Genomic DNA, 15002 nt, shown 5'->3' with positions numbered 1-15002 from the left:
GCCCCCGGGCCGGCGCCGTACTGCGGTCCGGGCGCCCCGGCTGCGGCCCCGGATTCACCCGGCGCAGTGCGAGCGCAGTCCGGAGAGGTCCGCGAAGACCTTCCGCTGGTCGGCGGCGAGCAGGTCGGGCGTCACCTGGTACAGGTGCAGCTTGTTCGGGGTGAGGGCCCGGCAGACGTCCTTCTCGTACTGGTCGGTGTCGCTCCCGGCGGTGCCGACCCGGCTGTCGAACGGGAAGAACGCCACGCGCTCCCCGGTCCGCAGGGACTCCCGGAGGGTGGAGAGCTCCGTGTCGAGGTCCTCGTACTTCTGCGCGGACAGGTCGGCGGAGATGCGCGGCTCGCGCGCGACCGCGTCGCCGACCCTGCCGCAGGCGGGATCCGGGCCGAGGTGCCGGTAGACCCCGTACCCCACCAGCCCGAGGAGGAGGACCAGCCCGGTCCCCACGGTGAGCAGCGCCCGCCGGCGCGCGGCGGCGGTCCGCCGCCCGGGCGGTGCGGCGGCGGGCCCCTGCTGCCGCCCCGGTATGCCGTTCACCTGCTGGTACGCCATGGCCCCATCCCCGTGTCACGTCGAAATGTCGGCCAGCCGATCACGGTCGGTGAGCGCACGTCAAGCCGGTGCGCCGATCGCCGGGCCGCCGGCGGCGGCCCTCGGGGCGCCCCCTCACGCTCGCAGCATATTTCCATAATTAATGCCAAGGGCTATCGTGAAGCCATGCCCGAGCACCCCTGTCGCAGGTTCCACGACCGCGTCGCGCTGATCACCGGCGGCGCCGGCGGCATCGGTGCCGCGACGGCCCGGCGGCTTGCCGCCGAGGGGGCCGCGGTGATCGTCGTCGACGTCTCCGACGCCGCCGGACAGCAGGTGGCCGACGAGATCGTCCGGGCGGGCGGGCAGGCCGAGTACCGGCACGGCGACGTGTCCTCGGCCGCCGTCTGGGAGGAGCTGGCCGGGCACGTCCGCGAGCGTTACGGGCGGCTGGACGTGCTGCACAGCAACGCCTACGCGGTGGTCGTCAAGCCGGCCCACGCCCTGGCCGAGGAGGAGTGGGACCGGCAGCTCTCGGTCACCCTCAAGGCCTCCTGGCTGGCGGTGCGCGCGTTCGCCTACCTGCTGGGCGAGAGCCGCGGCTCGCTCGTGCTCACCTCCTCGGTGCACGCGCTGGTCGGGCTCCCCGGGCACCCGGCGTACGCGGCCGCCAAGGGCGCGCTGTGCGCGATGGGCCGTCAGCTCGCCGTCGAGTACGGCCCCGCGGTGCGGGTCAACACGGTGCTGCCGGGCCCGATCATGACGGCCGCCTGGGACCGGGTGGACGAAGGGGCCCGGGCCGACAGCGCGGCCCAGACCGTCGCCAAGCGGTTCGGCGAGCCCGCGGAGGTGGCGGCCGCGGTGGCCTTCCTCGCCTCCTCGGACGCCTCCTACGTGACCGGCGCGACCCTCGTGGTGGACGGCGGCTGGTCCGTCGTGAAGGACTCCTCGTGACCGGGGGGCGGATTCCGTATCGTCTACCGGCACGCACGCGCGACACGTACGAGGGGGAGCTCACATGAGCCGGCCGGCACGGGGACTGCACGGACAGGCGGTCGAGATCATCGGCGAGCGGATCGTCCGGGGGACGTACCCGCCGGGCGGCTCGATCCACCCCGACCTGATCGAGCAGGAGCTCGGCGTCAGCAAGACGGTCGTCCGGGAGGCGTTGCGGGTGCTCGCCGCCAAGGGCCTGATCGAGTCCCGGCAGAAGCGCGGCACCTACGTCCGGCCGCGGTCCGACTGGAACCTGCTCGACTCCGACCTGCTGCGCTGGCAGGGCCACGGCGTGCCGGCCGTCGACTTCCTGGACAACCTCGCCGAGGTCCGTGCCATCGTCGAACCGGCCGGCGCCCGCCTGGCCGCGCAGCGCCGCGACGAGGCCGACCTGGCGGCCCTCGACGACGCGTTGGCCGCGATGGCCGCCGCCGGCAGCGATGCCGACGCCGTGGTCGAGGCCGACCTGCTGTTCCACCGCGCACTGCTGGCCGCGGCGCACAACGAACTGCTCACCCGGATGGAGGTGGTGATCGAGGCGGGCCTGCGGGTGCGCGACCACCTCGTGCACGGCGCCGACTCCTGGGCCGACGCCGTGCCCGCCCACCGGGCCGTCCTGGACGCCGTGCGCGCCCAGGACCCCGCCGCCGCCGAGCAGGCCGTCCGGCGCCTGCTCGCCCAGGCCACGGCCGACCTGCGGACCGTGCTGGACGAGCCGGACCGGGGAGGGACGGGGTGAGGATCACCGCGCTGGAGACGTTCCTGGTCGCGCCGCGCTGGCTGTTCCTGCGGATCGCCACGGACGAGGGCCTGGTCGGCTGGGGCGAGCCGGTGGTCGAGGGGCGCGCCGAGACGGTGCGGGCCGCCGTCCACGAGCTCGCGGACCACCTGGTCGGCGCGGACCCGCTGCGGATCGAGCACCACTGGCAGGTGCTCACCAAGGGCGGCTTCTACCGCGGCGGCCCGATCCTCTCCAGCGCGGTGGCCGGCATCGACCAGGCTCTGTGGGACATCGCGGGCAAGGCCCACGGCGTGCCGGTCCACCACCTGCTCGGCGGTGCGGTCCGCGACCGGGTGCGGGTGTACGCCTGGATCGGCGGCGACTCGCCGAGCGAGCTGGCGGAGCAGGCCCGGGCCCAGGTCGAGGCCGGGTTCACCGCCGTCAAGATGAACGGCTCCGCACAGCTCCGGCCGATCGACACCCCCGCCCGCACCCGGGAGGTGCTGGACCGCGTCGCGCTGGTCCGCGAGGTGCTGGGCGACGAGCGCGACGTCGCGGTCGACTTCCACGGCCGGATGTCCACGGCAATGTCCCGCCGCCTCCTCCCGCTGCTCGAACCGCTGCACCCCCTCTTCGTCGAGGAGCCGGTGCTCCCCGAGCACGCGCACCGGCTGCGCGAGCTCGCGGATTCCACCACCGTGCCGCTGGCCGTGGGTGAACGCCTCTACTCCCGCTGGGACTTCAAGGACGTGCTGACGAGCGGCATCGCCGTCGCCCAGCCCGACGTCTCGCACGCCGGCGGCATCTCCGAGGTGCGCCGGATCGCGGCACTGGCCGAGGTGCACGACGTGGTGCTGGCCCCGCACTGCCCGCTCGGCCCGATCGCCCTGGCGGCCAGCCTTCAACTCGCCTTCTCCGTACCGAACTTCCTCATCCAGGAACAGAGCCTGGGGATCCACTACCACCGCGGCGCCGAGCTGCTGGACTACCTCCGCGACCCCGCGCCGTTCCGCTTCACCGACGGCCACGCGGCCCTGCCCACCGGCCCGGGCCTGGGCATCGAGCTCGACGAGGCGGCGGTCCGCCGGGCCGCCGAGGCGGGCCACCGCTGGCGCAACCCCGTCTGGCACCACCAGGACGGGGCGTTCGCCGAGTGGTGACCGCCGCCGCCTCCGCCCCCCACCAGCCCGGGAAGGCCGCCGTGCAGCTGACCGAACTGCCCCACCGCACCCTGGCCGTCGTGCGCGGCACCGACCGCGAGGCCGCGCTGCGCACCGTCCTCGCCCTGGTGGCCGAGGGCATCACCGCCACCGAGGTGTCCCTCACCACGCCCGACGCCCTGTGGGTGATCGAGCAGTGCCGTCGCGAGCTGGGGCCGGCGGCCGTGCTCGGCGCCGGGACGGTGCTGACCGCCGAGGACGCGGCCCGCGCGGCCGAGGCCGGGGCGGGCTTCCTGGTCACGCCCGGCCTGGTCGACCTGCCGGGTTCCGGACCGGCGGCCGAACTCCCCGTCCTGATGGGCGCGGTGACCCCGAGCGAGGTGCTCGCCGCCCGGTCCCGCGGCGCCCTGGCGGTCAAGCTCTTCCCCGCCGCCCCGGGCGGGCCCGGGTACCTCAGGGCCCTGCGCGATCCGTTCCCCGACGTGCCGTTCGTGCCGGTCGGCGGTGTCGACGCCGCGGCCGCGCTCGCCTACCTGGCGGCCGGCGCGGTCGCGGTGGGCGTCGGCTCCCCGCTGGTCGGCGACGCCGCGCGCGGGGGCGACCTCGACGAGTTGCGCGCCCGCGTGGCCCACTGGCGCAGCGTCGTGCCCGCGGCGGTGGCGGCGTGACCGGTGCCCACTCCCCCGAGGTCGTCACCGTCGGCGAGACCATGGCGGCCCTGCGCGCCACCGGCGCGATCAGGCTCGGCGCACCGATGGAACTCTCCGTCGCCGGCGCCGAGTCCAACGTCGCCATCGGCCTGGCGCGGCTGGGCCACGCGGTCGGCTGGGCCGGGCGGGTGGGCGACGACGAGTTCGGCCAGCTGGTGCTGCGCACCCTGCGCGCCGAGCGGGTCGACGTCTCGCACGCCCGGATCGACCGGGAGGCTCGCCCCACCGGCCTGCTGACCCGCGAGGACCGGGTGGGCGACCTGGTCCGGGTGCTCTACCACCGTGCGGGCTCGGCGGGTTCGGCGCTGCGCGCCGAGGACGTCCGGCAGGCCCTGGTCCCCGGGCTCCGCGTGCTGCACCTCACCGGCATCACGCCCGCCCTGGGCCGCACGGCCGCCGACGCCGTGCGGGCCGCCGCCGAGCGGGCCCGGGAGCTCGGCGCCACCGTCTGCTTCGACGTCAACTACCGCGCCCGGCTGTGGAGTCCGGAGCAGGCACGGGCGGCGCTGCGCCCGCTCGCCGGGCACGCCGACCTGCTGGTGGCCTCCGCGGACGAACTCCACCTGGTGGCCGCGGACCCCGGCCACGACGAGGCGACCGCGGTCGCCTCGCTGCTGGCCGAGGGCCGCCGGGAGGTGGTGATCACCCGCGGCGGTGACGGAGCGTCGGTCACCGGCGTCCACGGCACCGTTCACGCCGCCGCCCGACCGGTTCCGGTCCGCGACGTGGTGGGCGCCGGTGACGCCTTCGTCGCCGGCTACCTGTCCGGGCTGCTCGACGGGCTCACCCCCGCCGACCGCCTCCACCGCGCCACGACCACCGCCGCCTTCGCCGTCGCCACGCGCGGCGACTGGGAGGGCCTGCCCACCCGCGCGGACCTCCCGCTGCTCGACCGCCCGGCCGGCACTACGCTGCGCTAGCCGCGGCGGGTACGGCCTCGCACCGCCACCCGCCCGCGGTCACGGCGCGACGTACTCGACGGTCTGCATCATGCCGAGGTCCTCGTGGTGGAGCTGGTGGCAGTGGGCCACGGTGCGGCCGGTGAAGTGCTCGTACGCCACCAGGAAGGTGACGGAGTCTCCGGGCGTTCCCCCGGCCAGGCCGACGGTGTCGTGCCAGACCGGCGGGTCGAGCCGTCGACCGTTGCGGTGGGTGACGAGGAACTGGTTGGTGTGCAGGTGGAAGGGGTGGTTGAAGGCGGGCGCCGTCTCGCCGGACCGGACGGTCCAGCGCTCGACGGTGCCCAGCCGCAGGGTGTGATTGGTGAACCCGGGGTCGAACAGGCCGTGGGCGGGGTCGCGGGTGAGGTCGCCGCCGGGGTGCGCCGCGGGGGTCGCCCCGGTGCCCAGGATGCGGAAGGCGTTGGGGAACGGCCCGGCGAAGACGCCCGGATCGGCGTGGAAGACCACCTCGCGGTCCGCACCGGGGTGGGTGACGGTCCGCTCGTCGAGGTAGGGCCTGCCCCGGGGCAGTGCGGTCGGCAGGGCCATCGGCGGGTCGATCCGCTCCCCCGCGACCTCGACCGTCAGCAGCGGTCCGGGCACCCCGTCGGCCCGTAGTTCGTACCTGCCGGGCGCGTCGCCGCGGACCAGCACGTCGGCCCGGTTGCCCATCGCCAGCTCCACCAGGTCCAACGGGACCGGCTTCGGCCACGTGACGCCGTCCTGCGCGATCTGGTGCACCGTCGGGCCCGGCCGCGCTCCGGTGATCCGCAGGCGCAGGGCGGTGAAGGCGGTCGCGGCGACCAGTCGCCAACGCTGCACCTCGCCCGGCCGCAGCCGCAGGGTCGGGTTGACGGTGCCGTTGACGGTGAAGGTGGAGGGGACGCCGGTCACCCAACCGCCGGAGCTGAAGGCGGGGACCCTGCCGTCCTTGAGCTTGAGTTCGTTGATGCAGACGACGAGGTCGGCAGCCGCCGCGATCTCCGGGACCGCGTCGACGTCGCCTTCGACGACGATCACCCCGGCCATCCCGCCGACGACCTGCTCGGCGGTGGCCCCGTGCAGGTGCGGGTGGTACCAGTAGGTCCCGGCCGGGTGGTCGGCCGGGACGTGGACGACCGTGACGTACCGCGGCTCCGGGGCCCCGGTGGCGACCTCGTCCGCGGTGCGCGGGGCGAACTCGCGCAGGACGTTGTCGGCGATCCCGGAGGGGGAGACGTGCATCCCGTGGGTGTGCAGGTTGAAACTGTTGGGGTGGTGCGGGGTGTTGTGGCCACCGGAGTGGGCCGGGTTGGGCGGCAGGCCGTTGACCTGCGTCAGGTGCAGCGTGTCCCCGCCGCGCACGCGAAGGGTGGGCCCCGGGATCGACCCGTTGTAGGTCCGCGTGGTGACCGGTCCGTGGCCCGGCACCGGGACCGTGGTGAACCGGACGTCGAGCGTGTGCGCCAGCACCGACCACGGCGAGCCGGGCACCGGCCGCGAGCACGCCACGGCCGGCTGCGGAAAGCGCGCGGTCGGCGCCGCCGCGCCCGGTGCGTCCGCCCGCCGCCCGGCCAGGACCCGGCCGGGCGCCGCCGCGAGGCCCGCCACGGGGACGGCCTTGAGCACCGACCGGCGGCTGATCCCGCCACTGTCTCCCATGCCCGGACACGGTAGGTCCACCGACGCGGAGCACGCGGACGGCGCGCGGCACCTACGCCCGACCGGCCGCAGCACGCCGGTCCGCCGGGCGACCGCTGCGGCCGGACGGCCACCGTGTCAGCAGGAGACGCTCCCGCTCCCCACGTCCGTCCCGAGGACGCCGACGAACTCCTTGTACAGGTTGATCCGGTCGTCGCGCTCGGCCGGGTTCTTGCCGTCGCACTCCAGGGCGCCGTTGATGCTGCGGATCGTCTGGCCGAACCCCTTGCCGTGGGCCATCGCGTCGTGCGGCGTCATCGTCCCGGCGCCCTTCTGGCTGTTCCAGAACCAGAGTCCGGTCTTCCAGGCCACGGCCGGGTTCTTCTCGACCTGGTACGGGTCGTGCAGCAGGTCGATCCCCAGGGCGTCCCCAGCAGCCTTGTAGTTGAAGTTCCAGCTGAGCTGCAGCGGGCCGCGGCCGTAATAGGCACTCTGACCCGCCGGGCAGCCGTAGGGCTGGGACCGGTCGCAGTAGTGGGAGTAGTTGGCGGTGTTCTGCTCGACGACGAACCTCAGTCCGCCGGTCTCGTGGCTGACGTTGGCCAGGAACGCGGCCGCCTCGCGCTTGCGGACCGCGGCGTCCCCGGTGGTCGCGAAGGCCGGGTAGGCGGCCAGCGCGTCGGTCAGGCCCTTGTACGTGAAGAAGCCGTTCCGGTGCGGGAACATCTTGTTGTACTGGGCCTCGCTCACCACGAACCCGGCGGCCGACGCGGGCGCCGCCGGCACGGCGCCCGCGACGCCGACCGTGAGGGCGAGGGTGCCGAGCGCGGCCAGCACGCGGTTCCGGGTGCGGGAGACGGCACGGATGACGGACATCTGCACTCCTTCGGTAGGGACTGCTGCGCGCCGTCGCTTCGACGGCGAACCGACGGCGCCAGCATGTCGCAGAATCCCGGCCCGGCCGAGCTCCGCCGCCCCTGATTCACCCGGCAGACGGGTTGCTTCAAAGGGAATTGACGCTCCGCCGGGTCCGTGCCACCCCCGCGACCCTCACCGCTCGCGCAGGCTCGTCACCAGTTCCCTCGGCAGTCCGTGCGTCTCGTGCAGGTAGTGGAAGTCCTCCTCGCCCAGCGGGCCGCGGAACCGGGGGCGGCCCAGGATCCGCCGGCCCTGCTGCAGCAGGCGGTCGAACCGCCGTTCCTCGTCGAGCAGGACCTGGCGCACGAGCGACGGCTCGACGTCCTGGCGGAACCGGTCCAGGGTGTGCCGGATCAGCTCGTCCGGCAGGTCGCCCAGGGTGCGGCCCGGGTCGTCCTGCCGGAGCACCGTGAGCACCCGGCGCACCAGGCGGCGCAGCACGTAACCGCGACCGGTGTTCGAGGGGTGCACCCCGTCGCCGATCACCACGACGGCCGACCGCAGGTGGTCGCCGACCAGCCGCTGCGAGGGCTCGTCGAGCGGCCAGAGCGGCGGCAGCAGGCGGCGCCAGGGGTCGAAGACGTCGCACTCGTGGACCGAGCCGCGGCCCTGCAGCAGCATGGCCAGCCGCTCCAGACCGAGGCCGGTGTCGACGTTGCGCTGCGGCAGCGGGACCAGTGAGCCGTCGTCGAGCCGTCGGTGACGCATCATCACGTGGTTCCAGACCTCCACCCAGCGGTCGTCGCCGGTGGGCGTCGACTCGGGCGGGGTGTCGCCGGTCCACAGGAAGATCTCGGAGTCCGGACCGCACGGCCCGGTCGGCCCGTTGGACCACCAGTTGTCCTCGACGGTGCGTTCGACCGGGACGCCGTGCCGCTGCCACAGCTCCAGCGAGTCGGTGTCCGGACCGCACTGCTCGTCGCCGCCGAAGACGGTGGCGTGCAGCCGGCCGGGGTCGATGCCGAAGCCCTCGGTGAGCAGCCCGTACCCCCAGTCGAGGCTCTGCGGCCCCTCGTAGTCGCCGAGCGACCAGCTGCCCAGCATCTCGAAGACGGTCAGGTGGGTGCGGTCGCCCACCTCCTCCAGGTCGGTGGTGCGCAGGCAGCGCTGCACGTTGACCAGGCGTCGGCCCAGCGGGTGCGGCCGGCCCTCCAGGTACGGCGTCAGCGGGTGCATGCCCGAGGTGGTGAAGAGCACCGGATCGCCCGGCGGCGGCAGCAGGGTCGACCCGGTGATCCGGCGGTGGCCCCGGTCCTGGAGGTACTCGGTGAACGTGCGGACGATCTGCTCGGTCTGCATGGGGTGGCTCCTTCGCGTGTGCGGCGGGAGGCACCGGACGACGGACCGCACGGGCACGGGACCGGGACGGAAGCGTCCGGGACCCAGCAGCAGACCGTGTCCGGCTGCCCGTGGGTGTCGTGAGGACGTCAGGCGGCGGCAACCGGCGAGCTGGTCGCTCGCGCGGTCGCGGTGGTGGTTCGGCCCGTGACGTTCATGCCGCCGAGGCTAGCCCGCCGCACACGGCAGGGCCACCGAATTTCACCGCCCGGGGTGCGCAGCCCCCGCGGCCTCGACGCCGAGTTCGGCGAGCAGATCGCGGACGAGCTGCTCGATCCGGTCGCGGATGGGGCGGACGGCGGCGACGCCCTGGCCCGCCGGGTCCTCCAACGGCCAGTCCAGGTAGCGCTTGCCGGGGACGTAGGGGCAGGCGTCCCCGCAGCCCATGGTGATCACCACGTCGGAGGCCTGCACCGCCTCGGTGGTGAGCACCTTGGGGAGCTCGGCGGAGATGTCGATGCCGACCTCGGCCAGGGCCGCGACCACCGCGGGGTTCACGGTGTCGGCCGGGGCGGAGCCGGCCGAGCGCACCTCGACCCGGTCGCCGCCGAGCCGGGCCAGGAAGGCGGCGGCCATCTGGGAGCGGCCGGCGTTGTGCACGCAGACGAACAGCACGGACGGGACGGCGGGAGAGCTCACGGGTTCTTCCTTCGGCAGGGGGTGCGGCTGGATTCAGCGGCCGGAGACGGCCGGGCGGTGCTCGCCGTGCGGGACCACGACGTCCTCGGCGGCGGCGGGCGCCGGGCGTCCGAAGAGCACGGCGACCAGGGCGACGCCGAGCACCAGGCCGACGAGCTGGGCGACGACGAACCCCGGCACCGAGGCGGGGGCGATGCCGGCGAAGGTGTCGGTGAACGCGCGGCCGATCGTCACGGCGGGGTTGGCGAACGAGGTGCTGGAGGTGAACCAGTACGCGGCGCCGATGTAGGACGCGACCGCGACCGGGGCGAGGTGCGCGCGCCCCGCGCGGGTCAGGCCGAAGACCAGCAGCACCAGCCCGGCGGTGGCGACCACCTCCCCCAGCCACAGGTGCGGGGCCGAGCGCTGGTGCGCGGACCAGTGCACCAGCGGCTCGGCGAACATCGCGTCCGCCAGCACCGCACCGCCGATCGCCCCGAGGACCTGGGCGGGCAGGTAGGCGGCGACCTCGCGCGCCGTCGGTCCCTCGCCGCCGCGCCCGGTCCACCAGGCGGCCAGGGTCACCACGGGGTTGAAGTGCGCGCCGGAGACCGGACCGAGCAGGGCGATCAGCACGCCGAGGCCGAACACGGTCGCCAGGGAGTTGGCCAGCAGTTGCACGCCCACGTCCGGGGAGAGCTTCGCGGCCTGGATCCCGGAGCCGACCACGACGGCGACCAGGGCGCCGGTCCCGACGCACTCGGCGGCCGAGCGGCGCAGCAGCGGAGCCATCGCGGTCATCGCGCACCGCCTGCGGCGGCCGGGGCCTCCAGCAGCGCGGACAGCTTGGCCAGCGCGGCGGGCAGCACCCAGTAGTAGACCCAGGTGCCGCGCCGCTCGGAGCCGACCAGGCCGGCCTCGCGCAGCACCTTCAGGTGGTGGGAGATGGTCGGCTGGGACACGTCGAACGGGCCGGTCAGGTCGCAGACGCAGGCCTCGCCGCCCTCGTGCGAGGCGATCAGCGACAGCAGCCGCAGCCGCACCGGGTCCGACAACGCCTTGAACATCCGCGCCAGGTCGACGGCGGCTTCCTCGCCCAGCGGCTCGCGCACCAGTGGCGAGCAGCAGACCACGGCCTCGTCCTGCCCGAGGACGACCAGCTCTGAATTCGACATGCATCTATGTTGACAGCCATCGATGCACGGAGGCAAGCTCGCTGTATCGACATCTGTCGATACAGGACCTCCGACCGGGGAGCACCGCCATGTCCCGTGTACAGCTCGCCCTGCGCGTCGCCGACCTCGACGACTCGATCGCGTTCTACGCCAAGCTCTTCGCCACCGAGCCCGCCAAGCGCCGCCCCGGGTACGCCAACTTCGCCGTCACCGACCCCCCGCTCAAGCTCGTCCTCATCCAGGGCGAGCCCGGCGAGGACACCCGCCTCGACCACCTCGGCGTCGAGGTCGGGACCACCGCGGAGGTCACCGCCGCCGCCGCTCGCCTCCAGGACGCCGGCCTGGCCACCGTCGAGGAGAACGCCACCACCTGCTGCTACGCCGTCCAGGACAAGACCTGGGTGACCGGCCCCGGCAAGGAGCCCTGGGAGGTCTACGTCGTGACGGCCGACGCCGACACCCTCGGCAGCAGCGCCGACGGTGCGCCCGCCACCTGCTGCGGCAGCACCGCCGACTGCGCCTGCGGCAGCTGACGCCACCGTCGCCTCACCCCAGGGCGCGGTCCAGGTTGAAGGCCGCGCTGATCAGCGAGAGGTGCGTGAACGCCTGCGGGAAGTTGCCGAGTTGCTCGCCGGTGCGGCCGATCTCCTCGGCGAACAGGCCGACGTGGTTGGCGTAGGTGAGCATCTTCTCGAAGGCCAGCCGGGCCTCCTCCAGCCGGCCCGCGCGGGCCAGCGCCTCGACGTACCAGAAGGAGCAGATCGAGAAGGTGCCCTCGGCCCCGCGCAGGCCGTCCGGACTGGCCTGCGGGTCGTAGCGGTACACCAGGGAGTCGGAGACCAGGTCCGCGGCGAGCGCCTCCAGGGTGGCGAGCCACTTGGGGTCGGTGGGCGCGATGAACTTGGCCATCGGCATCATCAGCACGGAGGCGTCGAGGACCTGGTCGTCCAGGCCCTGGACGAACGCGCCGCGCTCCGCCGACCAGCCGCGCGCCATGACCTGCCGGTAGATCGCGTCCCGGGCCTGCCGCCAGCGCGGCAGGTCGGCCGGCAGGCCGCGCCGGTTGGCGATCCGGATCGCCCGTTCCAGCGCGACCCAGCACATCAGCCGCGAGTAGACGAAGTCGCGCCGGCCCGACCTGGTCTCCCAGATGCCCTCGTCGGGCTGGTCCCAGTGCTCGCAGAGCCAGTCGACCACCGCGCCGACCTCGTCCCAGTGGCCGCTGCTGATCGGCTGCCCCCACTTGTCGTAGAGGTAGACGGAGTCGATCAGCGCGCCGTAGATGTCCAGTTGGAGCTGTCCGGTGGCGGCGTTCCCCACCCGCACCGGCCCGGACCCGAGGTAGCCCTCGAACTGCGGCAGCTCGTACTCGGGCAGTTCGCAGCGCCCGTCGATGCCGTACATGATCTGCAGCGGACCGGTCTCCTTGGTGCCCCGCATGATCCCGTGCTCGGAGATGAAGTCCATGAACGCCGCCGCCTCCGAGGTGAAGCCGAGGCGGAGCATGGCGTAGGTGCAGAAGGCCGCGTCGCGGACCCAGACGTAGCGGTAGTCCCAGTTCCGCTCGCCGCCGACCAGCTCGGGCAGGCTGGTGGTGGGAGCCGCGACGATCGCGCCGGTGGGCGCGTAGGTGAGCAGCTTCAGGACCAGCGCCGAGCGGTGCACCATCTCCCGCCACCGCCCGTGGTAGCGGGAGCGGGACAGCCAGTGGCGCCAGAACCGGACGGTGGCCTCGAACTGCTGCTCCGCCTCCCAGCCGGGGCAGGCCCGCGGGCCGACGCCGGCGCCCACCCGGTCCAGGGCGAAGACCGCGGACTCCCCCTCCAGCAGCTTGAACTGCGCCCGCACGTCGGTGCCGTCGGTCTCGACCGGCACGGTGGCGGTCAGCGCCACGGACAGCGACGGGGAGCGGAACACCGCGTGGCCGCCGCCGAGTTCGACGGTGTGCGGCTCGACCCCGTAGCCGAACCGCGGCGCCACCCTCGCCGCGAACGGGAGCACCCCGCGCACGCACACCACCCGCCGGATCAGCCGGTGCCGGTCCGCCTCGCGGGACTCGTCGACGACGGGCATGAAGTCCTGGATCTCCGCGACCCCGTCCGCCGCGAAGAACCGCGTGATCAGCACGTTGGTGTCGGGGAAGTAGAACTGCCGGGTCCGGGCCGGCACGTCCGCGCGGAGTTCGAAGCAGCCGCCGCGGTCCGCGTCGAGGATGGACGCGAACATGCTGGGTGCGTCGAAGCGCGGGCAGCAGTACCAGTCGATGGTGCCGTCGGTGGCGACCAGCGCGGCGGTCCGGAGGTCGCCGATCAGGCCGTGCTCCGAGATCGGCAGGTACCGGGAGCTGCCCGGTCCTGCGTGTCCGCCGTTGTCGTCCTGCGCCATGGCGGCCTCCTCACCCGGTGGTGCCGGGCATCGGGGCGAAGCTCTCGTCCCATGCTAGGTCCGGTGGTCGAACCGCCGCCTGCGCGGCCGCGTGCCCCTGTTCCGGTGAAACTCGCGCCCCCGGTCGGTCCGCTGCGCCCGAATGCCGCCGCGCCGTGCGCCAATGGACGGCGAGGGTCGGGCCGGCCGGTCACGGGCGCGAGGAGCTGGGACGCCATGGGCAGATGGAAGGCGCTGGCCGTGCTGGGGACGGCGCAGTTCCTGATGGTGCTCGACACGGCCGTGATGAACGTGTCGATCAGTCAGCTGGTGGAGGACTTCGACACCGAGGTCACCGCGATCCAGACGGTCATCACCCTGTACGCGCTGGTGATGGGCGCCTTCATGATCACCGGCGGCAAGCTCGGCGACCTGCTCGGGCGGCGGCGTGCGTTCGGCATCGGGCTGGTGGTCTACGCCGTCGGCTCGGCGATCACGGCCGTGGCGCCGGTGCTGTGGGTGCTGGCGGTCGGGTGGTCGGTGATCGAGGGCCTGGGCGCCGCCATCGTCCTGCCGGCCCTGGCCGCCCTCGTCGCGGGGTGCTACCGGGGCCGGGAACGGGCGCTCGCCTTCGGTGTCATCGGCGGCCTGTCGGGGGTGGGCATCGCCGTCGGCCCGCTGCTCGGCGGGTGGGTGACGACGTACCTGACCTGGCGCCTCGTCTTCGCGGGCGAGGTGGTGGTGGTCGTGGTCATCCTCCTGCTGCTGCGCTGGATCGACGTCCCGCCCGAGACCGGGAAGCGGGTGCAGCTCGACGTGGTCGGCGCCGTGCTGTGCGCGGCCGGCCTGGCCGGGGTGGTGCTCGGCATCCTGCGGAGCAGCACCTGGGGGCTGGTGCGGCCGACGAACCCGCCCTTCACCGTGTTCGGGTTCTCCCCCACCCTGTTCGTCATCGCCGCCGGCGGCGTGCTGCTCGGCTGCTTCGTCAGCTGGGTGCGGCACCGCGAGGCACGCGGGCAGGACCCGCTGGTCCGCCTGGCGCTGCTGCGCGTCCCGCAGCTGCGGGCCGGGCTGCTGATGCTGCTGACGCAGAGCACCATCCTGCTCGGCCTGTTCTTCGTCATCCCGCTCTACCTGCAGGTGGTCCAGGGCTTCGACGCGTTCCGCACGGGGGTGCGGCTGCTGCCCGTGTCGATCACCATGCTGGTCGCCGCCATGAGCGGCCCCGCGCTCGCCCGGGTCGCCTCGCCCCGGTCGGTCGTCCGGGCGGGCCTGCTGGTCATGCTCGGTGCCGTCCTGTGGCTGCTCGCCACCATCCAGCCCGTCATCGACGACCTGAACTTCGCCCTCGCGATGGCCCTGCTCGGGCTGGGGATGGGCCTGCTGGCCTCCCAGCTGGGCTTCACCGTCCAGTCCGCGGTCGACGAGCAGGAGCGCAGCGAGGCCGGCGGACTGCAGAACACCGCCCAGCAGCTCGGCTCCGCCGTCGGCACCGCGCTGATCGGCGCGATCCTGATCGCCGCCCTGGCCGGTGCGTTCAGCCGGCAGATCGCCGCCAACCCGCAGATCTCCGCGGAGGTCCGCACGCAGGCCGGGGTCGCGCTGGAGGCCGGCGTGCAGTTCGTGTCCACCGAGCAGCTCTCGACGGCCCTGGCCGAGGCGCAGGTCCCGCCCGACCAGGCCGAGCACCTGGTGGACGCCTACGCCACCGCGCAGCTCAACGGCCTGAAGACGGCGATCCTCGCTGCGGGCGGCATCACCCTCTGCGGCTTCGCCTTCACCCGCCACCTCCCGGCGCAGCGCCTCGGTGCACCGGAGGAGGCCACCGCGCCCGCCGCGTGACCTGCCCGACTGCGGGTCACGGCGGCGGCCGGCCGGCGGCCCGGGTGCGGGCTCGCGCTCCGCCGCCC

General features: G+C 74.1%; 15 protein-coding genes. 7 read left to right on the top strand and 8 right to left on the bottom strand.

What is annotated here, in order from left to right; translation table 11 throughout:
* Positions 1-54: 54 nt before the first annotated feature.
* A complete protein-coding gene (locus ACFW1A_RS13965; protein WP_380408567.1) occupies positions 55-552 on the bottom strand; it encodes a hypothetical protein in 498 nt (165 codons plus the stop codon).
* A gap of 165 nt (positions 553-717) precedes the next feature.
* Between ACFW1A_RS13965 and ACFW1A_RS13960 the strand changes: the two genes are divergently transcribed.
* From ACFW1A_RS13960 to ACFW1A_RS13940, 5 genes are all read left to right on the top strand, one after another.
* Positions 718-1485 carry an SDR family NAD(P)-dependent oxidoreductase gene (locus ACFW1A_RS13960; RefSeq protein ID WP_380408565.1) on the top strand — a complete coding sequence of 256 codons (768 nt, stop codon included), beginning with the start codon at positions 718-720 and terminating at the stop codon, positions 1483-1485.
* Between the two features lie 64 nt (positions 1486-1549).
* A complete protein-coding gene (locus tag ACFW1A_RS13955; protein ID WP_380408563.1) occupies positions 1550-2266 on the top strand; it encodes a FadR/GntR family transcriptional regulator in 717 nt (238 codons plus the stop codon).
* On the top strand, positions 2263-3408 hold the full coding sequence (gene dgoD, locus ACFW1A_RS13950) for a galactonate dehydratase (protein ID WP_380408561.1): 1146 nt from the start codon (positions 2263-2265) through the stop codon (positions 3406-3408). The genes ACFW1A_RS13955 and dgoD overlap by 4 nt, the downstream gene beginning before the upstream one ends.
* A gap of 41 nt (positions 3409-3449) precedes the next feature.
* Positions 3450-4076, top strand: coding sequence for a bifunctional 4-hydroxy-2-oxoglutarate aldolase/2-dehydro-3-deoxy-phosphogluconate aldolase (locus ACFW1A_RS13945; protein WP_380408559.1), 627 nt, complete (start codon positions 3450-3452; stop codon positions 4074-4076).
* The gene (locus ACFW1A_RS13940) at positions 4073-5038 is read left to right on the top strand and encodes a sugar kinase (RefSeq protein ID WP_380408557.1); all 966 of its coding nucleotides are present in this window, start codon (positions 4073-4075) and stop codon (positions 5036-5038) included. Before ACFW1A_RS13945 ends, ACFW1A_RS13940 begins: the two co-directional genes overlap by 4 nt.
* Before the next feature lie 39 nt (positions 5039-5077).
* Here the strand turns inward: ACFW1A_RS13940 and ACFW1A_RS13935 are convergent, their stop codons facing one another.
* The 6 genes from ACFW1A_RS13935 to ACFW1A_RS13910 form a co-directional block, all read right to left on the bottom strand.
* Entirely contained in the window at positions 5078-6700 is a 1623-nt protein-coding gene (locus ACFW1A_RS13935; RefSeq protein ID WP_380408555.1) for a multicopper oxidase family protein, read from the bottom strand.
* Positions 6701-6817: 117 nt separating this feature from the next.
* Positions 6818-7555 (bottom strand): chitinase, encoded by a 738-nt coding sequence (locus ACFW1A_RS13930; protein ID WP_380408553.1) that lies wholly within the window; start codon positions 7553-7555, stop codon positions 6818-6820.
* Between the two features lie 174 nt (positions 7556-7729).
* On the bottom strand, positions 7730-8896 hold the full coding sequence (locus ACFW1A_RS13925) for an alanine--tRNA ligase-related protein (RefSeq protein WP_380408551.1): 1167 nt from the start codon (positions 8894-8896) through the stop codon (positions 7730-7732).
* A 240-nt stretch (positions 8897-9136) separates the two neighbouring features.
* Positions 9137-9574, bottom strand: coding sequence for an arsenate reductase ArsC (locus ACFW1A_RS13920; RefSeq protein ID WP_380408549.1), 438 nt, complete (start codon positions 9572-9574; stop codon positions 9137-9139).
* A 33-nt stretch (positions 9575-9607) separates the two neighbouring features.
* The gene (locus ACFW1A_RS13915; RefSeq protein ID WP_380408547.1) at positions 9608-10354 is read right to left on the bottom strand and encodes an aquaporin; all 747 of its coding nucleotides are present in this window, start codon (positions 10352-10354) and stop codon (positions 9608-9610) included.
* Positions 10351-10728 (bottom strand): ArsR/SmtB family transcription factor, encoded by a 378-nt coding sequence (locus ACFW1A_RS13910; RefSeq protein ID WP_380408544.1) that lies wholly within the window; start codon positions 10726-10728, stop codon positions 10351-10353. Before ACFW1A_RS13910 ends, ACFW1A_RS13915 begins: the two co-directional genes overlap by 4 nt.
* Positions 10729-10817: 89 nt before the next feature.
* Here ACFW1A_RS13910 and ACFW1A_RS13905 point away from each other — a divergent pair, with 89 nt between their 5' ends.
* Positions 10818-11261: an ArsI/CadI family heavy metal resistance metalloenzyme gene (locus ACFW1A_RS13905; protein ID WP_380408541.1), complete on the top strand. Its 444-nt coding sequence runs from the start codon at positions 10818-10820 to the stop codon at positions 11259-11261.
* A 13-nt stretch (positions 11262-11274) separates the two neighbouring features.
* On the opposite strand, the gene ACFW1A_RS13900 is transcribed toward ACFW1A_RS13905, so the two are convergent.
* Positions 11275-13113: a glycoside hydrolase family 15 protein gene (locus ACFW1A_RS13900; protein ID WP_380408539.1), complete on the bottom strand. Its 1839-nt coding sequence runs from the start codon at positions 13111-13113 to the stop codon at positions 11275-11277.
* A 216-nt stretch (positions 13114-13329) separates the two neighbouring features.
* Here ACFW1A_RS13900 and ACFW1A_RS13895 point away from each other — a divergent pair, with 216 nt between their 5' ends.
* Complete coding sequence (locus tag ACFW1A_RS13895; RefSeq protein ID WP_380408536.1) at positions 13330-14934, top strand: MFS transporter; 1605 nt, start codon at positions 13330-13332, stop codon at positions 14932-14934.
* Positions 14935-15002: the final 68 nt, after the last annotated feature.

Source organism: Kitasatospora sp. NPDC058965, assembly GCF_042741245.1.
Lineage (GTDB): Bacteria > Actinomycetota > Actinomycetes > Streptomycetales > Streptomycetaceae > Kitasatospora.
The sequence above is the reverse complement of the archived record's forward strand: the minus strand, read 5'-3'. Positions and strand labels throughout refer to the sequence as shown.